At 64.1% G+C, this 21,369-nt stretch carries 17 protein-coding genes, 1 tRNA gene and 1 pseudogene; 7 read left to right on the top strand and 12 right to left on the bottom strand.

Annotation, left to right across the window (positions count from 1 at the left end):
* On the top strand, positions 1-1,446 hold the full coding sequence (locus tag HAP40_RS07950; RefSeq protein ID WP_166818328.1) for a PepSY domain-containing protein: 1,446 nt from the start codon (positions 1-3) through the stop codon (positions 1,444-1,446).
* Positions 1,447-1,611: 165 nt separating this feature from the next.
* Entirely contained in the window at positions 1,612-2,637 is a 1,026-nt protein-coding gene (locus tag HAP40_RS07945) for an alpha/beta hydrolase (protein ID WP_208024803.1), read from the top strand.
* A gap of 123 nt (positions 2,638-2,760) precedes the next feature.
* Here HAP40_RS07945 and HAP40_RS07940 read toward each other — a convergent pair whose 3' ends face one another.
* From HAP40_RS07940 to HAP40_RS07925, 4 genes are all read right to left on the bottom strand, one after another.
* Positions 2,761-4,539, bottom strand: a complete 1,779-nt coding sequence (locus HAP40_RS07940; RefSeq protein ID WP_166818329.1) for an adenylate/guanylate cyclase domain-containing protein — start codon at positions 4,537-4,539, stop codon at positions 2,761-2,763.
* 219 nt (positions 4,540-4,758) lie between these two features.
* Positions 4,759-6,576 carry a UvrD-helicase domain-containing protein gene (locus tag HAP40_RS07935; RefSeq protein WP_166818330.1) on the bottom strand — a complete coding sequence of 606 codons (1,818 nt, stop codon included), beginning with the start codon at positions 6,574-6,576 and terminating at the stop codon, positions 4,759-4,761.
* A gap of 121 nt (positions 6,577-6,697) precedes the next feature.
* A tRNA-Glu gene (locus HAP40_RS07930) sits at positions 6,698-6,772 on the bottom strand.
* 208 nt (positions 6,773-6,980) lie between these two features.
* Entirely contained in the window at positions 6,981-7,325 is a 345-nt protein-coding gene (locus tag HAP40_RS07925; protein WP_166818331.1) for a hypothetical protein, read from the bottom strand.
* Between HAP40_RS07925 and HAP40_RS07920 the strand changes: the two genes are divergently transcribed.
* Together HAP40_RS07920 and rpoH are read left to right on the top strand one after the other, a co-directional pair.
* Positions 7,324-8,331 (top strand): RluA family pseudouridine synthase, encoded by a 1,008-nt coding sequence (locus tag HAP40_RS07920; protein ID WP_166818332.1) that lies wholly within the window; start codon positions 7,324-7,326, stop codon positions 8,329-8,331. The two genes, HAP40_RS07925 and HAP40_RS07920, sit on opposite strands and share 2 nt — an antisense overlap.
* 218 nt (positions 8,332-8,549) lie before the next feature.
* Positions 8,550-9,449, top strand: coding sequence for an RNA polymerase sigma factor RpoH (gene rpoH, locus HAP40_RS07915; RefSeq protein WP_166818333.1), 900 nt, complete (start codon positions 8,550-8,552; stop codon positions 9,447-9,449).
* 172 nt (positions 9,450-9,621) lie between these two features.
* Here rpoH and HAP40_RS07910 read toward each other — a convergent pair whose 3' ends face one another.
* From HAP40_RS07910 to HAP40_RS07890, 5 genes are all read right to left on the bottom strand, one after another.
* Positions 9,622-10,248, bottom strand: coding sequence for a peptidoglycan recognition protein family protein (locus tag HAP40_RS07910; RefSeq protein WP_166819584.1), 627 nt, complete (start codon positions 10,246-10,248; stop codon positions 9,622-9,624).
* A 37-nt stretch (positions 10,249-10,285) separates the two neighbouring features.
* Complete coding sequence (locus HAP40_RS07905; protein WP_166818334.1) at positions 10,286-11,497, bottom strand: GGDEF domain-containing protein; 1,212 nt, start codon at positions 11,495-11,497, stop codon at positions 10,286-10,288.
* A 391-nt stretch (positions 11,498-11,888) separates the two neighbouring features.
* Entirely contained in the window at positions 11,889-12,122 is a 234-nt protein-coding gene (locus HAP40_RS07900) for a hypothetical protein (RefSeq protein ID WP_166818335.1), read from the bottom strand.
* Between the two features lie 87 nt (positions 12,123-12,209).
* On the bottom strand, positions 12,210-12,821 hold the full coding sequence (locus HAP40_RS07895; protein ID WP_166818336.1) for a LysE family translocator: 612 nt from the start codon (positions 12,819-12,821) through the stop codon (positions 12,210-12,212).
* 50 nt (positions 12,822-12,871) lie between these two features.
* Positions 12,872-13,246 (bottom strand): response regulator, encoded by a 375-nt coding sequence (locus HAP40_RS07890; RefSeq protein WP_166818337.1) that lies wholly within the window; start codon positions 13,244-13,246, stop codon positions 12,872-12,874.
* Between the two features lie 120 nt (positions 13,247-13,366).
* Between HAP40_RS07890 and HAP40_RS07885 the strand changes: the two genes are divergently transcribed.
* Positions 13,367-14,197 carry an SDR family NAD(P)-dependent oxidoreductase gene (locus HAP40_RS07885; protein ID WP_166818338.1) on the top strand — a complete coding sequence of 277 codons (831 nt, stop codon included), beginning with the start codon at positions 13,367-13,369 and terminating at the stop codon, positions 14,195-14,197.
* A gap of 196 nt (positions 14,198-14,393) precedes the next feature.
* Here the strand turns inward: HAP40_RS07885 and HAP40_RS07880 are convergent, their stop codons facing one another.
* Entirely contained in the window at positions 14,394-15,200 is an 807-nt protein-coding gene (locus HAP40_RS07880) for a lytic murein transglycosylase (RefSeq protein ID WP_166818339.1), read from the bottom strand.
* A gap of 252 nt (positions 15,201-15,452) precedes the next feature.
* Here HAP40_RS07880 and HAP40_RS07875 point away from each other — a divergent pair.
* Together HAP40_RS07875 and HAP40_RS07870 are read left to right on the top strand one after the other, a co-directional pair.
* A pseudogene (locus tag HAP40_RS07875) lies at positions 15,453-15,798 on the top strand (hypothetical protein).
* 500 nt (positions 15,799-16,298) lie between these two features.
* On the top strand, positions 16,299-16,535 hold the full coding sequence (locus tag HAP40_RS07870; protein WP_166818340.1) for a hypothetical protein: 237 nt from the start codon (positions 16,299-16,301) through the stop codon (positions 16,533-16,535).
* A 186-nt stretch (positions 16,536-16,721) separates the two neighbouring features.
* Here the strand turns inward: HAP40_RS07870 and rpoD are convergent, their stop codons facing one another.
* Entirely contained in the window at positions 16,722-18,863 is a 2,142-nt protein-coding gene (gene rpoD / locus HAP40_RS07865) for an RNA polymerase sigma factor RpoD (RefSeq protein WP_166818341.1), read from the bottom strand.
* Positions 18,864-19,238: 375 nt separating this feature from the next.
* On the bottom strand, positions 19,239-21,248 hold the full coding sequence (dnaG, locus tag HAP40_RS07860) for a DNA primase (RefSeq protein ID WP_166818342.1): 2,010 nt from the start codon (positions 21,246-21,248) through the stop codon (positions 19,239-19,241).
* Positions 21,249-21,369: the final 121 nt, after the last annotated feature.

Here is a 21,369-nt window from a genome sequence, read left to right as displayed (position 1 = left end):
GTGGCACGCGCGCTGAAACGCGCACTCCGGCGATGGCTGTACATCGGCCACCGCTGGGTCGGCATCGTCACCTGCCTGTTCTTCGCCATGTGGTTCATTTCCGGCGTGGTGATGATGTATGTCGCTTTTCCCGGCCTCTCCGACAAGGAAAGGCTGGCAGCACTTCCTGCTATTCAATGGGAGAAGGTGAGGCTCTCGCCGGACGACGCGATGAAGGCGGCAGGCGCCACGCGCTATCCGCGCGATCTCCGGCTTTCCATGCTGGCCGACGAGCCGGTGTATCGGATGACCGGCTGGGACGGCAAGCGGCAAGCCATCTCCGCAGCCGATGGCCGCGTCATCACGGGTGTTTCCGAACAGCAGGCGCTCGCAGTCGCGCAACATCATCCCGCGAGCAGAACACCGCAACTCGAAGACATTATCGATCGCGACCAATGGAGCGTTACGGCCCGGTACGATCCGCTGCGACCGCTTTATCTCATTGGGCTGGGCGACAACGACGGTACCAAGCTCTATGTCTCCTCACGCTCCGGCGAGATCGCGCTCGACACCAACCGCACCGAGCGCGTCTGGAACTGGCTCGGCTCGATCCCGCACTGGATCTATCCGACCGTTTTGCGCAAGGACGGGCCGTTGTGGCGGCTCGTCGTACTTTGGATCTCCGGTATCTGCCTGATCATCGGCGTCACAGGCATCTGGATCGGCATCCTTCGCGTGCGGCTAAAGCGTCGCTATGCGAGCGGCAGGATCACGCCCTATCGCGGCTGGATGGCTTGGCACCACGTCACCGGCCTGATCGCCGGCATCTTCGTGCTGACCTGGACGTTCTCCGGTTGGCTTTCGCTCAATCCCGGCGAGTATTTCGCAAGCCGCAACGCGACGCGCGAGGTGATGCAGCGCTATGCCGGCCATGATGCGCCGACGATTGCGACGACGCTGCCGACGCCGCAATCGGGCGTCGTCGAAGCGCGCTTCGTCTGGCTTGATGGCAGCCCGATGATGATCGCCGCATCGCGTGACGGCACGCAGACGCCGCTGGAGGTGACGTCGGGCCAAATCACGACGCTCCCGCAGGATCGGCTTTGGACCGCCGCAACAAAATTGCTGCCGCAAGCTCGCCTCGCGGAGCGGCTCGTCCTCGGGGAATACGATTCCTATTGGTATGCACATCATCACGACCGCGAATTGCCGGTACTGCGTGCAGTGTTCGATGATGACGCGAAAACATGGTTTCACATCAGCCCAGTCACGGGTGACATCATTGGCCGCGTGGACAGCAGCCGGCGCACGTATCGCTGGCTGTTCAACGCCCTGCACAGTTTCGATTTCCGGTTGCTGCTGATGTATCGCCCGGCCTGGGACATCGTGGTGTGGCTGCTGTCGATCCTTGGGACCATTGTCTCGGTGAGCGGTGTCGTTGTCGGCTGGCGCTATCTGCGTCGTTGAGGCAAACCCGCAAGGCCAAGTTCTACGGGTTTCGGCGCGGGTTCCGGACGCAGGCGAACGCCGCGACGTGATCACGAAGGGGGCTTCGCCGTCTTCTCGCCTCCATTGTCATTCAGGGAGCTAGACGGGGCGGCTTACGGTGGGCAAAGTTCCCAAGGGTTCCGTGTGATCGTCCGACGTCTTCAGCAACGCGACTCCGGTCATTCCATTTCGCGCCGCGCTTTCCTCGGTGGATTTGCGTCGGCCGGGAGTGCCCTCGCACTCGGCGGATGCGCCGGCCTGGGTGCGACCGGTGCACGCTATGACGCCTCGTCCCTCTCCGTTGAACCCACAGTGCTCGTCACCACCACGCGCAAGCCCGTCAGCGGCGCCCGTGCCAAACCCTGGTTTGGACCAGAGCGCGCGACCACCATGACGGTCGCGCGGGCGAAACTCGTGGCGCCGGACGAGAGCCGTCTTTCTCTCGCCTCGGTTGGGCTCGGCGATTGGCGCCTCGATCGGGTGGAACCGGTGTCGGCCGACGCTGGCGATCTCGCTGCGCAGGCCGGCAGCGGAGACGTGCTGATCTATGTGCACGGCTTCAAGCAGACATTCGAGACGGCGGTGCTGGATGCTGCCCACCTCTCCGATGGGATAAAGTTCCGCGGCCGGACCATGGCGTTCTCCTGGCCATCCAAGGCCGGATTGTTCGACTATGCCTACGACCGCGACAGCGCGATGTGGTCTCGCGACGATTTCGAACGCGTGCTCTCCGCGCTCGTGTCGGCGCCAAGCGCCGGCCGCGTACATATCGTCGCGCACAGCATGGGAACCATGCTGACGCTCGAAAGCCTGCGTCAGCTCCATGCACGATACGGCGACACCGTGACGAGCAAGATTGGCGCGGTCGTGTTTGCCTCGCCCGACATCGACATGGACGTGTTCACGTCGGCGATCCACCGCATCGGCCCGCTTGCCGGCAAGATCGTCGTGATTGCTTCGACGAACGATCGCGCCCTCGCGCTGTCCGGACAAATCGCAGGTGGAATGACCAGGGTCGGCGCCGCCGAGAAGGCCGTCATCGCGCGACTCGGCGTGCGCGTGGTCGATGCCTCGCAAGAAGGCTGGGGCATCATCAACCACGATCTGTTTCTGTCGAATGCGGAAGTGCAGCGGGTGATCCGCCGCTCGATCGACGGCACGATGGCGTAAGGGAGCGGCTGCGCCGGGGCTGTGCGACAAGCTTGCTCTCGTGCGCCCGTTACGGCTTCAAGCAAAAAATCCGGCCGGCCACGAGGCGTCGGCTGACTTCCGTAGGGTCTGACATGATGAACGCTACCCTTCCGGCACGCCGGCCAGCCGCATTCCCTCAACGAGGCGTTCGTGGACAGCAAGAAAAACCGGATTGTCGCTCGGTACGTGAGCGCGAAACCGACAGATGGTGAAGCTCGGATCGAGCGCCAGTCCCGCTTGTACCGTGGCGCGCGCCTGGTCGAGTTCGCCAATCCACGCAAGCGCTGCTCCGAGAGGGAAATGCGCGAACGAATGGTTTCGATTTGCGTCGAGGCCCCGACGCATCCAGATGACCGCTTCGTCATCTGCACCGAGCTGCGCCTTGGCAAGACCGACATAGGCCATCCAACGAGCGGTATAGGTATCGCGCGGGGAAAGGCGGAAAGCCTCGTTGATGTGAGTTTCCGTTTCTGCGCCTCGACCGAGGAAGAACTTGGCAAGGCCGATGAGAGCATGAGCGCGGGCCAAATTGCGATCCAGCGCCAAAGCCTGCTGGCACTCCGCGATGCCTTGGGCTCCGCGTTTCGTGAATATTTGCGTGTTGCCCAAAGTCACGTGAGCCAAAGCGTGGTTTGGTGCGAGGGATAGCACCCTCATTATGGTTGTCTCCGCCGCAGCAAGCCGCGCTGAGTAGTCATCGGTCATAAAGGAAGCCCCTAGTGAGGTATTGACCCGTGCCAAACCGACCATGGCCTCGATATTTCCGGGATCGAGCACGAGGGCCTTCTCGAAAAAGCCGCGTGCACGTATCAGGCAATCGGGTGTCTGCCCCTTGTTGAACCAGCTGCTGCCTTGGAACACCAAGTCCATCGCGTCTGGACGCAGTGAACACTCCCCTCGGCGGGCCTCGGCGGCAATAAGTTCTGCATCGAGCGCGTTGGCGAGCCTCGATACGATTTCATCCTGCATTTCGAAGAGGTCGGCAATGGGCTTGTCGAAGCGCTCGGCCCAAAGGTGGTTGCTGGTTTCGGCATCAATCAACTGCGCATTCACCCGCAAGCGATTGTCACCGCGCTGCACCGAGCCTTCGAGCACATAGCGAACGTTCAGCTCGCGTCCTAGCTTCCTTACATCCACGGCCTTGCCTTTGAACGTGAACGCTGTGTTGCGCGCAATCACGAACGCGCCATTGATGCGTGACAGATCCGTGGTCAGGCTCTCGGTCACACCATCTACGAAATACTCCTGTTCGGGATCGCCGCCGATGTTCGCGAACGGTAGCACCACGAGCGAAAGGTGTGGGGCAGAAGACGGCAACTGGACAACCCCGTCGATGATGTGGTTCCCGTTCGGGCCCACCGCATAGGCACGTATCGGACGCGCGATATTCTTGAGGATTTGATCGCCAAGATCTGCAAACTCGACCGGGACCTTTCCACGAACTTGTTCGTAGGCGGAGGAAGAGATGCAGATGCCACCCGGTTCGGCGATACCCTCGAGCCTCGCAGCAATGTTGACGCCGTCGCCGAGAATGTCATCGCCCTCGATCAATATGTCCCCGAGGTTGATTCCGATCCGAAACAGCATGCGCTGCTCTTGTGGCACCGCTTCGTTTCTCCTGACCATCACCGTCTGCACCGCCATCGCGCATTCGACCGCATCCACCACGGAGGGAAACTCAAGGAGCACGCCGTCCCCCGTCGTTTTCACGAGGCGACCACCGTGTTTCGTCACAAGCGCGTCGGTAACCTTGCGATGTTCGCGGAGCGTGCGGGCGGTGCCGACCTCGTCGAGGCCCATGAGGCGTGAGTAGCCTGCAACGTCAGCGGCTACTATGGCCGCCAACCTGCGCACAACCCGACCTGGTTGGTTTTGCTCCATGGCCAAACCATCGCCTTCGCCGGGCATTCTGCACAAAGGCGCGACTGGGAGGCAAGGGTCTAAGAGGCCCCAAGGCTCGCGATGTAGCTTACCAAGCTCCGAGCGACCTAGCGGAATCGGTCAACCATCTGGTCGTATGAAGGCCGCGGCGGCTACACGGAGTAGATAATGAAGTGCCCCGACGGCACGACGGCGCAAGTGAGCCCGCGCGGCGTCGGGCTATGCGATCAAACGTTGCACCAATGCGGACTCGCTCGAATACGTCAGGAGCGCCTCGTGAGTCGCCCGGGTCACCCCGACATAGGTCAGTCGGACGCAGTCTTCGACGGTCTCGCCGTGGCGGCCGAGCAAGCCCAGGCCGGCAATGGCGACGCAGGGAAACTCCAGCCCCTTCGCGCTGTGCATGCTCAAGAACCGCACCGCCACCCGCTTGACCGAAACCCTGTTGCGATTGTCCTTTGCCATATCGATCGGCACGTTGTGCCTCGCGAGTATCTGTGCGATCCGGCCGCCGATCCAGTGTTCGGGGTAGAGACACGCCATCTGCGACCATTCGTACCCGGCCTTTTTCCGGTCGAGAAACCACTCGGCGACGCAGTGAGCTTCTGCGTCCACGCTCACGCACCGTCGAACGTCCGGCTCCAGTCCCTGTCGACCCGCATCTTCGGGCAACAGGATGGCGTGCTCGTCGTCGGCCGTGACGCCCGGAGCGCCAATGACGTCTGCAGCGAAGCGTCTCGCGAAGGCGACGATTTGCGCGGTGTTGCGGTAGTTGACCTTCAACACGGTCGTTCTGCCGCTCGCTTCAATTCCGAGCTGTTTCCAGACCGGGCGTTCACGTCCCTTGTAGATGGCCTGGATATCGTCGTAGACGACCATCAGCGCCTTCGTGCGCGGGTTCACCATCTTGGCCGCAAGCGCGAGCCATTGCGGCTCGAAGTCGTGCGCCTCGTCGATCAGGACGGCGTCGTACTGCTCCATCGGGATATGGCCTTGATCAATGGCCTTCACGACCTCTGAAACGCTCGCAGCCAGTCGCTCCGCGTAGTCAGGATAATCTCGCTCGGATGGGACGGGAATCCCATAAGTCCGCAGCATCCGGTAACACCAGGAATGAAAGGTCAGGACCTGGACGCGGTTCTCCACGCCCCTGCTCTGCATGGCATCCTCCAGTCGCCCGGCGATGCCATTGGCGTAACACAGGATGAGCACCGGCTTTGCCGCCGCACGGGCCAGATATTCGGCGCGAAAGGCGAGGATCAGGGTCTTGCCCGATCCGGCGACGCCGCGAATGATTCGATGCCCCTCACCCAGACTGCGCGCGAACTGCTCCTGATGCAGGTCCATCACCGCAAGCGTACGGTCCGAAGGATCGGCCGTCGGCGGATCGTCCAGAGGCAGAGCAATCTGCCGGATGCGAATCTCCGGAAAGAGCAGCGCGCGCAGGCGATCGAACTGCGGCATCGACAGCGGCTCTCCGAGAGGCGGATGAACCATGTTCCACAATCTGGACCGGAATTCTTCGGGATGCGCGCCCTCGGTCATTTCGTCCTTGAACAGACAGAGATGCTCGGCCATCACCTCCTTGAGATTGGTCTGCTCGAATTGCTTGCGCGTGATATTGGTGAAGACGACCCCGAAGCCGAACGGGACAATGGGCTTACCCATGAAGCGATGACCGGCCGGAAACAGCAACTGCCCGTCCCGGTCAATCGTGCGCACGACCTCGAACGCATATTTGCGAGCTTGCTCAAGCGGACTGCTTTCTCGCACGGGACCGCGGCTCGTCAGCAGTTCGACCTTCGTCTTGTCGGCCGAAATGATCGTCTCCAGGCGCCAGTCCTTCACCTCGAGCACGAGCAGACCGTTCGCGGGATGAATGATGATGAAGTCCGGATGTCGGTTGAGAGGGCCGACAGGAAGATTGTGCCAAACGACGGCGTTCTCTTCGAGGAAGTCCTTGAGGCGCTCGGCAAGTCGCAGCTCGCCGCGGGTGTCGAAGCGCGCGAAGCCCAGACTGGGGATCAGGATTGCCATGTTACGGACGCGATCACCATTGCGGACCGCCTTGTGAGGCTACGTGTGTAGCGGAGCGATCTCTCTCCAGGCTCACATGGTTGCCTAGAGTGTGCAGGTTTTCAATGGCTTAGGTTTTGTCTGGCGCTCCCTAGGGGAATCGAACCCCTGTTTCAGCCTTGAGAGGGCCGCGTCCTAACCGCTAGACGAAGGGAGCGTGAGGGGTACGACATAGCCGCGAATTTGGACGGCGGCAAGGTGGGATTCTCGGGTTTCTCTCCGCGGTCGTCCTGGCGAAAGCCAGGATCCATTACTCCGAATGATGATGGTTAAGGCACATCAGAGGGCCGACCTCGTTCACATCACCGGACTCGGCGATCACGGGTCCTGGCTTTCGCCAGGACGATAGCAAGGCCAGGTCCCCCTCACGGCTCATTGGCAAATTTCAGCTTTCCGGCTGGCTTCAGGCTGTGGGCGTCGAAGGTGCGGATCTCGATAATGCCCCCGACATCGAGCGTGACCACGAGGCGGTCGCCGGCAACGCCGGTTGCGACGATCTTCGCGCCCTTCGGCAGGGTGGCGGTGACGTCGCCCGCGGCCTCCACCGCCCTTCCCTCGGACTTGAAAAGGCGGTAGCCCACCGCGATCAGGACGGCGCAGATTGCCAGCGCCGTGGTCAACCCCGCGATCAGCATCATCCGCCGCACCCGCGCGAACAGCGCGGCCTGCTCGGGGGTCGGTTCGGGAACAGCGGTATCAGACGTCGTCATGGAAAGCTCTGGGTCAGCGCAGCGGTTGGAGGTCGTGGTCAGCGGCGAGGAGGGCTCGGCCCGGCTCGACCGCGTGCTGGCGGCGCACCTCACCGACCTGTCGCGATCCCGGCTGAAAGCCCTGATCCTGGCGGGCGCGGTGAGCCTGAAGGCCAACGCCGTCCGCGACCCCGCTTATCACGTCACATCCGGCGATACGATCATAATCGACGTGCCGGAGGCGGCGCCGGCGGAGCCCAAGGGCGAAGACATCGCCCTCGACATCGTGTTCGAGGACGACGACATCATCGTCATCAACAAGCCCAAGGGCCTGGTCGTGCACCCCGCGGCCGGTCACGAGACCGGCACGCTGGTGAACGCATTGATCGCCCATTGTGGCTCCTCGCTGTCCGGCATCGGCGGCGTGCGCCGGCCCGGCATCGTGCACCGGCTCGACAAGGACACCACCGGGCTGATGGTGGTGGCCAAGAACGACCTCGCCCATGCCTCGCTGTCCGCCCAATTCGCCGACCACGGCCGCACCGGCGAGATGCGGCGCGGCTACATGGCCTTTGCCTGGGGCGTGCCGAACCGCCATCGCGGCACGGTGGATGCGCCGATCGACCGCCATCCGCATGCGCGGGAGAAGATGGCGGTGCGCCAGGGCGGCCGCGAGGCCGTGACGCATTGGGAAATCCTGGAGAGTTTTGCCGGGCGCGACGGCAAGGGCGTCGCCGCCCTGCTCGCCTGCGAGCTCGAGACCGGGCGCACCCATCAGATCCGTGTCCATCTCGCCCATATCGGCCATCCGCTGATGGGCGATGCGGTCTACGGCCCGCATTTCAAGACCAAGGCGAACCAGCTCGGCCCTGAATCGCAACAGGCCCTGTCTGCCCTCGACCGGCAGGCCTTGCATGCTTATCTGCTGGTATTGGAGCACCCGAGGACGGGGGAATTACTCCACTGGGAGGCGGCCCTGCCGGAGGATTTGCTTCTCCTGCAAAGCCGCCTGAAAGCGGCGCAATGACGCAGCACGCTTCAGAAAGCCTTTACATTACAAAAAGTTATAGCTGGCACACGGGGACGTGACGTCAGCAATCCTTCCCTTTTCGACCCCCCATGGGGTATATTGCGCCTGCGTTGGAAATGACCAGCGCGGAACATCGCAGCCCGGCCGGCTTTGACACAGCGGTCGTCTGCCTGGCCCGCCGCTATCGGGGGCCTGAACCTTTTGGAGGGCGCACTATGGCCCGTACCGCTGCTCTGCCGGTCCTCAATGGAGAATCCGGCCTTTCCCGTTACCTCGCCGAGATCCGCAAGTTTCCGATGCTGGAGCCCCAGCAGGAATACATGCTCGCCAAGCGTTGGCGCGAGCATGACGATCGCGACGCGGCGCACCAACTCGTCACCAGCCATCTCCGCCTCGTGGCCAAGATCGCCATGGGCTATCGCGGCTACGGCCTGCCGATCTCCGAGGTCGTCTCGGAAGGCAATGTCGGCCTGATGCAGGCGGTGAAGCGTTTCGAACCCGAGAAGGGGTTCCGTCTCGCCACCTACGCGATGTGGTGGATCAAGGCGTCGATTCAAGAGTACATCCTGCGTTCCTGGTCGCTCGTGAAGATGGGCACCACCGCGAACCAGAAGAAGCTGTTCTTCAACCTGCGCAAGGCGAAGAGCAAGATCAATGCGCTGGACGAAGGCGATCTCCGCCCCGACCAGGTGAAGATCATTGCCAAGCGTCTCGGCGTCACGGATCAGGACGTGATCGACATGAACCGCCGTCTCGGCGGCGATGCCTCGCTCAACGCACCGATCCGGGACGACGGCGAAGCCGGCGAATGGCAGGACTGGCTGGTCGACAATACGCCCAACCAAGAAGCCATGATGGCGGAGCACGAGGAGTATGATCACCGCCGCGACGCCCTGAACGGCGCCATGGGCGTGCTCAACCCGCGCGAACGCCGCATCTTCGAGGCCCGCCGCCTCGCCGATGAGCCGATGACGCTGGAAGACCTTGCCGCCGAGTTCGGCGTATCGCGCGAGCGCGTCCGCCAGATCGAAGTCCGCGCTTTCGAGAAGGTGCAGGCCGCGGTCAAGGGCACGATCGCAAGGGCCGAACAGGCCGCGCTGGAAGCCGCGCACTAAGCGGGGCTTACCGCGCCAGGAATTGGCGGATCGAGCAGACAGAAAGCCGGCGGCAACGCCGGCTTTTTTGTTTGGCGGCGATGCAAGAAGCAGTCTCACACGAGGCGCCATGCCCGGGCTCGACCGGGCCATGGCGAACCGGTCGATGACGGCGGTGGGGGAACGCAGCTCCCTACTCCCCCCAAACCCGTGCCAGCGTCGCGAGCCAGCAGCCTTCGCAGTAGCGCGCGTCCTTGTAGTCGATCCAGTTGTGGGCGTAGACGCGCTCGAGCGGGATGCCGTAGCGCGCGCGGAGCACCTTGACGAGGATTCTCCAGGCCGCGACCTGCGCTTCGGTCGGACCGGCCGCGACGTCGGGATAGTTGCCGGCGAACTCGACGCCGATCGAATTGTCGCGCACGACCTGGCGATAGGTCGGCCCGTTGTCGATGTACTTGTTGTCGTTGCGGTTGGCGCCGTCGCCATGCGTCGGCACCAGATTCTCGGCGACCGCCCAATAGACCGTGCCGTCGGTCTCGACCCACACCGTGACGCCGCGCCGGGTCGGCTTCTTCGCCTGCGCCTGCGCACCGCCGCGCGCCGAGCCCGCCGGACCCTCGGTCTGGTGCACGATGATGTTGCGCCATGGGTTTGCGCTGCCGACGTCGCCCCACGGCGCCAGCCACACGATCTTCAGGCCGGGAATCTCGGGCGTGCCGGAGGCGCGCGCGAGCTTTGCGAGCTCGGCGTCCTCGGCAATGGCGGGCGCGATCAGAAACAGGGCGGCGAGAACGGCCGCGAGCAGGCGAGACATCATGATGCGGGGTCCAGTCACGGATCCCTGCTCTAGCACGGCCTTACGCGAATTTGCGCGCGCGCTCGCCGGGGCCGGTCGGCTCGGGTGAGAGCGGCGGCGCCGGATCGTAGACGGCAAAATCGTTCTTGCCGTTCTTCTTGGCGTCGTAGAGGGCGTGGTCGGCATGTGCGATCAGGCGGTCCGGGAATTGACCGATGCCGCGGTCCCACTGCGCCACGCCGATCGAGATCGCGATCGGGATGTCGCTGCCGGTGCAGGTCGCGGCGTCCTGACGGCAGACCTCGAGCACGCGGCGGGCGATCGCGGCGGCCTCGCGCAGCGACGACGACGGCAGCACGATGCAGAACTCGTCGCCGCCGGTGCGCGCGAGCAGGTCGCCGGGCCGCAGGCGCGTCTGCGCCATCAGGGTGAAGTGCTGCAGGCAGGCGTCGCCCGCGGCATGGCCATGGGTGTCGTTGATGGTCTTGAAGCCGTCGAGATCGATCACCAGCAGCGAGAAGGGCTCGCTGCTGCGCTCCGAGCGGGCGCATTCCTCGGTCAGGCGCTGCAGCAGATGCCGTCGGTTCGCGACGCCGGTGAGATCGTCGAGCAGCGCGAGGTCGGCGACCTCGCCCCGCAAGCTGTCCATCGCCATCAGCAGGAAACCGAAATTGAGCGTCATCGACAGGAACAGCAGCCCCAGCACCAAGACGGCATGGGTCTGGCCGCCGGCGACTGCCGAGAAATCGTGGCCGAGCAGATTGCCCACCGTCCGCACCACGAATATTCCGACGATGCAGAGGATGACGATGCCGGACAGCCGCGCGCCCGGGCTGACGCGGCCCTCCGGCGGCGACAGCAGGAGACGCAGCGCCAGCACCAGCGGCAGCCCCTGACCGATCGTATAGCTGAGCATGCGCAGCTGCATGTGTTCGAAGCCGACCATGAAGAACACGACGCCGGCGAGGCTGAAGGCTTCCGTCGCGATCATGACACGCCACGAGACCGGCCGGTTGTAGAAGCGCTGAATGCCCATGGCGGCGAAGCAACTCGCCGCCATGACGCCGGCAGCGCCGAGCAGAAGCGGCAGGGGAGACGTGACGAACAGGCGGGCCAGTGCCGTCATGGCGCCGGCCGCGCCGACGAAGGACGAGGCCATCCAGAACCGCGCGGCCACGAATTTCGGATATGAGCGCGTCACGTAGGCCCAGATCAGGCCGAGCGCCAGGAAGTTGACGACGAAGACCGTCCACAATGTCGGTACGTTCAGCATGACGTATGCGGCGTGCGCCGCGTCCCGCCCCCCGTCCCTGGCAGCCGTCCGTCCATTGCCCATCCCCGTTTTCTTGCGGAGGACAATGCGCGGGTTGCGCTTAATGGAGTCTCACTGCGGTCGTTGAAAACGCGCCTTTGGTTTTGGATTCATGAACGGCGCCGTCTTGTTGTCGGATCGTTAAGCCTGTGCCGGCGATGCGGCGCCGGCGCCTCGATGCGGATTCGCGGCCAAAAATCACCCGAAAATGCATCTGAGCTGTGGATAACACGATGACACGGATGTGACGGCGCGGGGCAGGCGCCTCCGAATCTGCTGAGTTTGTCGTCGAGGATGTTGCGAGGCTGGCCCTCCGCCGAGCATCCCTCGTGTCGCGTTCCACCATTAAACCCTAAGAGGATACTATGGCTAAGAAAGCGAAGAAGGCGGCGAAGAAGAAGGCCAAGAAGGCGAAGAAGGCTGCGAAGAAGAAGTAACGCGGCTTCTTTTTCTTTGCCCGGGTGGAGCCTCGCTCCGCCCGGGCGTCGGGCAAGCAGGTTTTGAAAGCAGCGGGCAACAGGCCCGCTTTTTTATTGAGTGAGTGTTGGTAGCGGTCGTCATGCCCGGGCTTGTCCCGGGCATCCACGTTCTCTGTGCCGCGGCAAGGACGTGGATGGCCGGAACGAGGCCCGGCGCTGCCGGAGCATCGGCGCTTGAAAGGCGAAGAACGTCCTTACCGCTCCGCGAAGGCGAGCTTGGCGCCGAGCGCAGCAAAGCCGGCGGCGAAACTGCGGCGCAGCCAGGCCATGACGGCGGGACGGGAGATGACGCGCTCGCGCACCGAGGCCGCGCAGAGACCGTAGACGACGAACACGGCAAAGGTCATCGCCATGAAAGCGCCGCTCAATTCCAGCATCCGCCCCAGCACATGGGCCTCGTCCAGCGCGATGAACTGCGGCAGGAAGGCGAGGAAGAAGATCGACAGCTTGGGATTGAGGATGTTGATCAGGAAGCCCGTCACGATGACCCGGCCATTCGACCGCTCCTCGATCCTGCCCTCGACGGCGAGCGCGCCCGTCTCGCGCAATGCCTGCCAGGACATGTAGAGCAGATAGGCAACGCCGCACCATTTCAGCGCGGCAAAGGCAATCGCGCTGGTGTGGAGCACGGCGGCAAGGCCGAGCATCGCCGCGATCATGTGCGGCACGATTCCCAATGTGCAGCCGAACGCCGCGGCCACGCTGGCGCGCGAGCCGCGGGTAAGCGCGGCGGCCAGCGTGTAGAGCACGCCGGTGCCGGGCGAGGCGATGACGATGAGCGAGGTGAGCAGGAAGGACCAGGTCATGGACCGATCCTATCACCGCGCCTCTCCCCGCGAAAGCAGCGGGCAGCTCGTCAGGACAGCTGCGCGATCTCGGCCTCGCGGAGAACGTCGAGCGGCGCCCAGGGTTTGGCCCAGAACTTTGCGCCCGCAGGCAGGGACTGCCTCAAGGGACGGCCCGAGGTGACGACGACGTCGAGCTTGGGGTTGCGATCCTTGGCGACATGCGCGAGCTCGACGCCGTTCATGCGGCCGGCGAGCTGGACGTCGGTCAGCATCAGGCAGAGCGCGCTGGCGTTCTTGTCGAGCACGCGTTCGGCCGCCTCGGCGCTTTCGCACTGGATGACTTGATAGCCGCTCTCTTCCAGCAGGAGACTGAGCATCTCCCGCTGCATGACATCGTCTTCGACGATCAGTGCAGTTGCACGAAATGGCTGTGCCTGTCCCATCGGCGGCTCCCAATGCTTGCTTGCGTAACGTACGTTAAGGAGCCAATCCGCTTGCGGTTCGGTTCCAATATGAAAAAATGTAAATCGAAGTTCCACGGGCTGTGACTTGACGGGGGATTCATGACTGCGATTCGCGGCGCCGCCGCCATCACGGGAGCGGCCAGCGGCATCGGCCGCGCGCTTGCAATCGAGCTTGCGCGGCGTGGCTGCGACCTCGCGCTGGCCGATCGCGACGAGGCCGGATTGAAAGCTGTCGCGGCCGAGATCGGGACGGGATGCAAGATCAGCCTGCATCGCGTCGATGTCGGCGAGCCCGAGGCCATCGCGCAATTCGCAGCTGACGCGACCACGGCGCATCCCGCGCTCGGCATCGTCGTCAACAACGCCGGCGTGGCGCTGCTCGGCTCGTTCGAGGAAATCGACCAGGCGCAGATGGACTGGCTGTTCGCCATCAATTTCTGGGGCGTGGTGCACGGCACGCGCGCCTTCCTGCCGCATCTGAAGACGAGACCCGAGGCGCACATCGTCAACCTCTCCTCGATCTTCGGCATCATTGCGCCACCGGGACAATCGGCCTATGCGGCGGCGAAGTTCGCGGTGCGCGGCTTTTCCGAGAGCGTGCGGCACGAGCTCAGTGTGGCGGGCAGCCCGGTGAAGCTGTCGGTGGTACACCCCGGCGGCGTCGCCACCGCCATCGCGCGCAACTCCGGCACCGGCACCGGCGTCACCGACAATGCCCGCCGTGCGCAATCGATCGAGCGGTTCGAGAACGCGGCGAAGACCACGCCGAAGGACGCCGCGCTGCGCATCATCCGAGGCATCGAGAAGAACGAGCCGCGCATCCTGATCGGCAACGACGCCCGCTTCATGGACCTCTTGCAGCGCTTCCGTCCGGGAACGTACTGGGCGCCGCTGCAGAGGAAGCTGGAGAAGATGGCGAAGGGGAAGTGAAGGTGGGTGGTGCGACAGTGCCCCCTCACACTCGATCGTCGTCCCGGCGAAGGCCGGGACCCATAACCACCGAATTCAATTATGCGAAGACTCGCAGTTCGGTACTCCCGCCGTCCGCAACCGATAGATTCCGCGGTTTGGGTCCTGGCCTTCGCCAGGACGACGATGCGGGGAGATCGTGCGCCACTCTCCCCAGTCACTGCCCCATCAGCCGATCCGCGAAATAGCCGATGGTCTTGCGATAGACCACCGCCCTGTTCCACTCGCGCATCGCTTCGAAATTCGGCGTGCCTTCGCTGTAGGGCTGGCCCATCTTGAAGCCGTTGGTGTGGAGCAGGTTCGCGGTCGAGGCGAGCACGTCGGGGATGCTGTGGCGGAGGTCGACGTGGCCGTCGCCGTCGAAGTCGACACCGTATTTGATGTAGGACGACGGCAGGAACTGGGTCTGGCCGATCTCGCCGGCAAAGGCGCCGACGAGGTCACGCAGCGGCAGGTCGCCGCGCTGCACGATCTTGAGCGCGGCGAGCAGCTCGCCCTGGAACAGATCGGTGCGGCGGCAATCATGCGCGAGCGTCGCCAGCGTGCGGACCACCGGCATCTTGCCGATGTCGCCTTTGCCGAAATCGCTCTCCAGCCCCCAGATCGCGACCAGGATGTAGCGCGGCACGCCGAACTTCTGCTCGATGCGCGAGAGCAGCGCGGCATGGCGCTGCAGCAGCGCCCGCCCGCCATTGACGCGGCCCGGCCCGACGCGGGTCGAGACGTATTGCTCGAAGGTCTTGTTGAAGGTGTGGCGTTGGCGCCGGTCGAAGGCCAGCACTGCAGCATCGGGCGCCACGCCGCTGAGCGCCGCACTCGTCACGCTCGCCGAGACGCCGGCCGCCTGTGCCTCCTGCGCCATGGTCGCGACGAACGTGTTGAAATCGCCGCCGCAGCGCGCGGCCTGCGCCGACCCGCCGGCCAGAGAAAGGACGAAGGCGGCGGCGAGTAGCGGTCTCAGCATGCGGGAATCCTCTGAAGAACGAGCGCGGAAAGCATCGATCATGCCCGGGAACCGGATTCGCGTCAAAGCGGCAAAAGCCCACCGCGAGGCACGCAAAGATTTGATCCGCATCAACATCGCCGCGCGTCGGCATGGGATGAAGAGGCAAGCCTACTCCTCGACCGTCATTCCGGAGATGAGAGAGCCGGCACCATATGGTGTTGCTCATCGCGCAGTCAGCCGATGCGTTGAGCCGACACGAGGCCATCAACCATGCCACCCCGCTCGCTGCTCCGTATCCCGCTCTTCCGCCTGCTCCATCAACCTCGCGATCGGCGCCTGCGCAGCAAGCCTGCTCGTCGCCGGCCTGCTCTGGCTCAATCCCGGCCACCTGCGCGAGCTGATCTTCGCCGACAGCTCACCCGGCATCGCGCTGCTCTCGCTACTCGCGGCTTTCCTCATCACCTTCGGTTCGGCCGCGATGGGCAGCGCGATCATGGCGCAGGGACGCAAGGACGAACGCAGCGGACACGACGGCGGACGTCGCCACAGACCGGGCAGCAGACCCGCATCGCCGCTTGCCGCCGAGGCGCTCGCGCCGCGAACGCGCACGCATTGAGACATGCGCCGCAACAATGGAACTCGTCGTCTCGGATTCTGCTCGCGAGACGGGAACAGGTGCAGGCGGGCGCGCTGTTCCGACAAGCCGCGCAGAGTTGCGCGCAGGAAATGAACAAACTGATTTAGCGACCCAAGCAATTGCTTCGATGCACCATCGACGCACACGCCGCGATCAACGCATATCTGCTCCGCCGGCTGCGACATCGACGCGTCATGATTGGTCTTGCCATCGCCGAAGGCAAGCGATAGCCTTCTATTCTAGGTTGTCGCCCCGCCAGCCCCGGGCGACGCTGAAGACCAAAATAAACGGCGGGCTTCGCGGCCCGCCGTTTATCGAGGCAAGGGCCGCATCGAAGCGACCGCAGCAAGGCGCCCGCGCCGCTCCGGCGATGAACGATCGCAGCTCCATGCGGCTCAACCCAACGCTCCGGCTCGACTCTGATGTCGACAACCGCCGAAGTCATTTGACTGCGGCGCGGCTATCGACGACAAGCCGCCATGGCCAAAAAACCCGGAACCAATCCCAAAGGCGAATTCGCCTTCTTCAATGTCGTCTATGAGGACGATTCCCAGCGCTCCAACCGCCGCGTGCCCGCCGAGCTGCTCGGCGGCCTCGACGGCGACGAGCCCGCCCGCGGCTTCATCATGGAGCAGGACCGCGAGATCGCCGAAAAGAGCGGCCGCCCGCCGCTCGAGATCAAGCGCATCGAAAGGGTGGGGGTGAAGAAGAAGTAGGCCCTCAGCTTCTCCACGTCATTGCGAGCCAACGGGTCCGCGCGAAGCGCGGCCCGATGACAGGCTCCGCGAAGCAATCCAAAGATCCCTTTGCGGAAAGACTCTGGATTGCGTCGCCGTCCTCGCAATGACGAACAAAAACGGCGGGCCAAGGCCCGCCGTTTCGCTTTGGATCGCCGTCGACGATCAATTGTCCAGAAAGCTCCGCAGCTTCCGCGACCGGGACGGATGCTTCAGCTTGCGCAGCGCCTTGGCCTCGATCTGGCGGATACGCTCGCGCGTCACCGAGAACTGCTGGCCGACTTCTTCCAGCGTGTGGTCCGTGTTCATGCCGATGCCGAAGCGCATGCGCAGCACGCGCTCTTCGCGCGGGGTGAGCGAGGCCAAGACGCGCGTCGTGGTCTCGCGCAGGTTGGACTGGATCGCGGCGTCGATCGGCAGGATCGCGTTCTTGTCCTCGATGAAATCGCCGAGATGCGAATCCTCTTCGTCACCGACAGGCGTCTCGAGCGACAAGGGCTCCTTGGCGATCTTGAGGACTTTTCGCACTTTCTCGAGCGGCATGCCGAGCTTTTCGGCCAACTCCTCAGGAGTGGGCTCGCGGCCGATCTCGTTGAGCATCTGGCGGCTCGTGCGCACGATCTTGTTGATCGTCTCGATCATGTGCACGGGGATGCGGATGGTGCGCGCCTGATCGGCAATCGAGCGGGTGATCGCCTGCCGGATCCACCACGTCGCGTAGGTCGAGAACTTGTAGCCGCGGCGGTACTCGAACTTGTCGACCGCCTTCATCAGGCCGATGTTGCCTTCCTGAATCAGGTCGAGGAACTGCAGGCCGCGGTTGGTGTATTTCTTGGCGATCGAGATCACGAGACGGAGGTTGGCTTCCACCATCTCCTTCTTGGCCTGGCGTGCTTCGCGCTCGCCCTTCTGCACGGAGTGCACGATCTTGCGGAACTCGACGATCTCGAGGCCGGTCAGCGCCGCGAGCTGATGCACCTCGTGGCGAAGGTCCTTGATGCGGTCCTTCTCGTGATGGACGAAGTTCTTCCAGCCCTTGGCCGAAAGCTTCGAGACACGGTTGAGCCAGCGCGGATCGAGCTCCGAGCCGGTGTAGTTGCGCAAGAAGTCCTCGCGCGCGACGCCGTGGCTGTCGGCAAGGCGCATCAGGCGGCCCTCGTGCGAAACGAGGCGCTTGTTGATGTCGTAGAGCTGCTCGACGAGCGAGTCGATGCGGGCCTGGTTGAGGCGCAGCGACTTCACCTCGACGATGATCTCGTCCTTCAGCTTCTTGTACTTGCGCTCCTGGTGAGGCGAGAGCGACTCGTTCTGGAGCTGGTTCTGGATGTCCTGCTCCTGAAGCTTGCGCAGCTTCTTGTAGCTGTCGGCGATCTTGTCGAAGATCTCGACCACCTTCGGCTTGAGCTCGGCCTCGATCGCCGCGAGCGACATCTGATTCTCGAACTCGTCGTCATCCATGTCGGATTCGGCGGCAGCCTCGCCCGGATCCTTCTCCTCGCCGGCCTCAGCACCGCCGCCGGCGGGCGCGGCACGGAACGGGGTCGGCGACGGGGGCGCAGCGGGCGGCGCCACATGCGCAGGCGCACCCGCCGACGCGGCGGCTTCGCCGCCCTCGGCCGGCGCTTCACCGGCCTCGCCATTGGGACCTGCGATCATCGCATTGTTCATGCCGCCCTTGGCGTCGGGGCCGGCATAGGTCGCTTCGAGATCGATGATGTCGCGGAGGAAGATCTTGCCCTCGTTGAGCTCGTCGCGCCAGATGATGATGGCCTGGAATGTCAGCGGGCTTTCGCACAGGCCTGCGATCATCGCCTCGCGGCCGGCCTCGATGCGCTTGGCGATCGCGATTTCGCCTTCACGGGAGAGCAGCTCGACCGTGCCCATCTCGCGCAGATACATGCGCACGGGATCGTCGGTGCGCTCGCCCGGCTCGCTCTTCTTGACCTCGGTGACGGCCTTCTGGGTGACCTCGACGAGCTCGTTGTCGGTCTCGTCGTCACCCTCGTCCTTCTCGTCCTCGCCTTCGCTATCGTCGGCTTCGGTGACGTTGATGCCCATGTCCGAGAGCATCGACATGATGTCCTCGATCTGTTCGGGCGAGGTCTGGTCCGACGGCAAGACTTCGTTGAGCTGATCGAAGGTCACGAAGCCGCGCTTCTTGGCCTGCTTGATCATCTTCTTCACGGCGGCGTCGGAAAGGTCGAGCAAGGGCGAGGGCGCGTCCTGGGAATCCTTTTCCGGCGCATCCGCTGCCTTGTCGTCTTTTTCCTTGTCCTTCGCCTGCAGCGTCTTTGCCTTGGTGGCCATCCATTGCTCCTAAACGCGCTTCATGCAGGGCGTTCGCCGCGCCCGCCTGAATTCACTTGAACCTGTTGCTCGACGCTCTCGCTTCGGCAGCTCTCGACACGGAAAGGGCGGCGCACCCAACTCTCGCCACCCCCAACTCTCTCTCGCCGGAATTGCCTAACGCTTCGTGAGCCTCTTTGTCGCAGCGGATGCAGGTGTAGTGCCAACAGCGATTGCGCGGATTTATTCCTGACGCGTCTGTTCTGCCTGCGGCCGCCTCTGGGCCAAAGTGCTACAAGACCGTTAAGCCTCGATTAACCCTGTTTTTGCCGCCAAACCTTGGATTTGGCGAGTCTTTTAGCGGTTCCGGTCCCGGCCGTCCGCATGATTCTTTCATCACACGCTCTTCTGGAGCCGGCCTGACAGCTCGCCGAAGCCCTCAATCAGGGCCTCGGTACCGTCGACTTCGCCTATCCGAGCCTTGACGTCACGCAGCCATGCCAAATTGGCCTCGCTGGGGTCCTCCCCCAAGGCCAGCTCGGCGTCTTTCAGCTCTCTAAGTAGTGAATGCCATTGCCGATGCAAGGCAACCAGCTGATGCCAGGTGGCAAGAACATCGTCCCGCGCTGCGCCCTCGCGGGCGCCCCACACCGCCGCGGTCGTGATACCATTCTCAACTCTTTGAAGAGTTTGAGAAAATCCTCCCTTTTCGAGGTCGCTGCGCATCTTCTCGGCCTGCTCGCCGGGGTCCGGCGAGTGGTGATGGTCGTTGGCGAAGGCGGCGATGATGCCGGCCCGGAGCTTGTGGGCCTCGGGGTGAGCCAGCTCCAGCGCGGCAACCTCCTCGAGATGCTCGTGCAGCAGCCAGGGGTGGTTGATCAGGCATTGCAGGATTAGGGCCTCCCGGCGGGAGATCGCGCTGCGCTGGCCGCGCATGATTGGGCTGGCCGCCAACTGGGGGCTCGCCGCCTGGTAGGGGCCGGACGGCAGCGGGAGGGAACCGGGCGGACCGCGGCGGCCTCCCCCAAACCCCTGACCACCGAATCGATTCGCGCCCGCCCCGCCGCGGGGCTGGAAGGAGCGGCCGCCGCCCTGGCGGAAATTGCCCCGGCCGCCAAATCCGCCGCGCCCGCCCTCGGGGGCAAAGGCGCGCTGCAGCCGATCGGCAAAATCGTCGCGATAATATCGCCGCACCACCTCGTCGCGGATGCCGTTGGAGAGCTCCTTGATGCGGGCCTCCAGCGCGGCGCGGCGCTCGGGGGTGGCGAAATTGCCGCCTTCGAGCTCGCGCGACCAGAGCATCTCGGCAAGCGGACGCGCAGCCGCGATCACCTCCTCGATCGCGCCGCGCCCGCCCGAGCGGACGAGATCGTCGGGGTCCTGCCCCTCGGGCAGCAGCGCGAAACGAAGACTCTTTCCTGGTGCGAGGAACGGCAAGGCAAGGTCCGCAGCACGATAGGCCGCCTTCTGCCCGGCGCGGTCGCCGTCGAAGCAGAGGATCGGCTCGTCCGCCATCTTCCAGAGCAGCGCGAGCTGGCTTTCGGTGAGCGCGGTGCCGAGCGGCGCGACGGCGCCGGCGAAGCCCGCGGTGACCATGGCGATGACGTCGACATAGCCTTCGACCACGATCAGCGCGCCGCCGTCATGGGTGGCTTTGCGCGCGGTCTGGTGGTTGTAGAGATTGTCGCCCTTGTGGAAGAGCGGCGTCTCCGGCGAATTCAGGTATTTGGCCGGAACGTCCTTCTCCAGCGCGCGCCCGCCAAAGGCAATGACGCGGCCGCGCAGATCCGTGATCGGAAACATCACGCGATCGCGGAAGCGATCGTACGGCACGGGTATGTCGTCGCCGCCAATCAACAGACCGGTTTCGACCATGTCGTCGACGGAGATGCCGAGCTTGCCGAGATGCTCCTTCAGCGCGAAGCGGTCGGGCGGGGCATAGCCGAGGCGGAACTGTAATTGCGTCGCCGGCGAGATGGCGCGGTCGGCGAGATAGCCGCGCGCCTTGGCACCGAGACGCGAGGCCAGCGTCTCCGCAAAGAATTTTGCCGCGAGATCCATGACGTCATGCAGGGTGCGGCGCCGCTGCTCGTGCCGCGCGGCGTCCGGCGTCACCGCCGGCAACGGCAGGCCCGCCATGTTGGCGAGCCGCTCCACGGCCTCCGCAAACGGCACGCCATCGGTTTCCATCACGAAGGCGATGATGTCGCCGTGCTTGCCGGAGGAGAAGTCGTGGTAAAAACCCTTCTGGTCGTTGACGTAGAAGGACGGCGTCTTCTCCTGCTGGAACGGCGACAGCCCCTTCCACTCCCGCCCCGCCTTCTTCAGCTTGACGCGCTTGCCCACGACCTCGGAAACCGAAAGCCGGGCGCGAAGCTCGTCGAGGAACTGGGGCGTGAAGCGCATGGCCTGTGTGTAGCGCGAAACCGGGTGAGTCGGACTGGGGATCAGGGATATAGGTGCGGCGCGGCCTAAGGCTAGGTTTGTCGGGCTTATCCGGGTTATTCGACCTATTCACAGCCCCTTG

This window comes from Bradyrhizobium sp. 1(2017) (genome assembly GCF_011602485.2).
Lineage (GTDB): Bacteria > Pseudomonadota > Alphaproteobacteria > Rhizobiales > Xanthobacteraceae > Bradyrhizobium.
The sequence above is the reverse complement of the archived record's forward strand: the minus strand, read 5'-3'. Positions and strand labels throughout refer to the sequence as shown.

Excerpts from the sequence above, each read along its gene's own strand:
- HAP40_RS07890 (WP_166818337.1), bottom strand. The coding sequence starts at position 13,246 with ATGGGACAGGCACAGCCATTTCGTGCAACTGCACTGATCGTCGAAGAC.
- HAP40_RS07880 (WP_166818339.1), bottom strand. The coding sequence starts at position 15,200 with ATGCTGAGACCGCTACTCGCCGCCGCCTTCGTCCTTTCTCTGGCCGGC.
- rpoH (WP_166818333.1), top strand. The coding sequence starts at position 8,550 with ATGGCCCGTACCGCTGCTCTGCCGGTCCTCAATGGAGAATCCGGCCTT.
- dnaG (WP_166818342.1), bottom strand. The coding sequence starts at position 21,248 with ATGCGCTTCACGCCCCAGTTCCTCGACGAGCTTCGCGCCCGGCTTTCG.
- HAP40_RS07905 (WP_166818334.1), bottom strand. The coding sequence starts at position 11,497 with ATGCTGAACGTACCGACATTGTGGACGGTCTTCGTCGTCAACTTCCTG.
- HAP40_RS07935 (WP_166818330.1), bottom strand. The coding sequence starts at position 6,576 with ATGGCAATCCTGATCCCCAGTCTGGGCTTCGCGCGCTTCGACACCCGC.
- HAP40_RS07870 (WP_166818340.1), top strand. The coding sequence starts at position 16,299 with ATGGCCAAAAAACCCGGAACCAATCCCAAAGGCGAATTCGCCTTCTTC.
- HAP40_RS07885 (WP_166818338.1), top strand. The coding sequence starts at position 13,367 with ATGACTGCGATTCGCGGCGCCGCCGCCATCACGGGAGCGGCCAGCGGC.
- rpoD (WP_166818341.1), bottom strand. The coding sequence starts at position 18,863 with ATGGCCACCAAGGCAAAGACGCTGCAGGCGAAGGACAAGGAAAAAGAC.
- HAP40_RS07925 (WP_166818331.1), bottom strand. The coding sequence starts at position 7,325 with ATGACGACGTCTGATACCGCTGTTCCCGAACCGACCCCCGAGCAGGCC.
- HAP40_RS07895 (WP_166818336.1), bottom strand. The coding sequence starts at position 12,821 with ATGACCTGGTCCTTCCTGCTCACCTCGCTCATCGTCATCGCCTCGCCC.
- HAP40_RS07920 (WP_166818332.1), top strand. The coding sequence starts at position 7,324 with ATGGAAAGCTCTGGGTCAGCGCAGCGGTTGGAGGTCGTGGTCAGCGGC.
- HAP40_RS07940 (WP_166818329.1), bottom strand. The coding sequence starts at position 4,539 with ATGGAGCAAAACCAACCAGGTCGGGTTGTGCGCAGGTTGGCGGCCATA.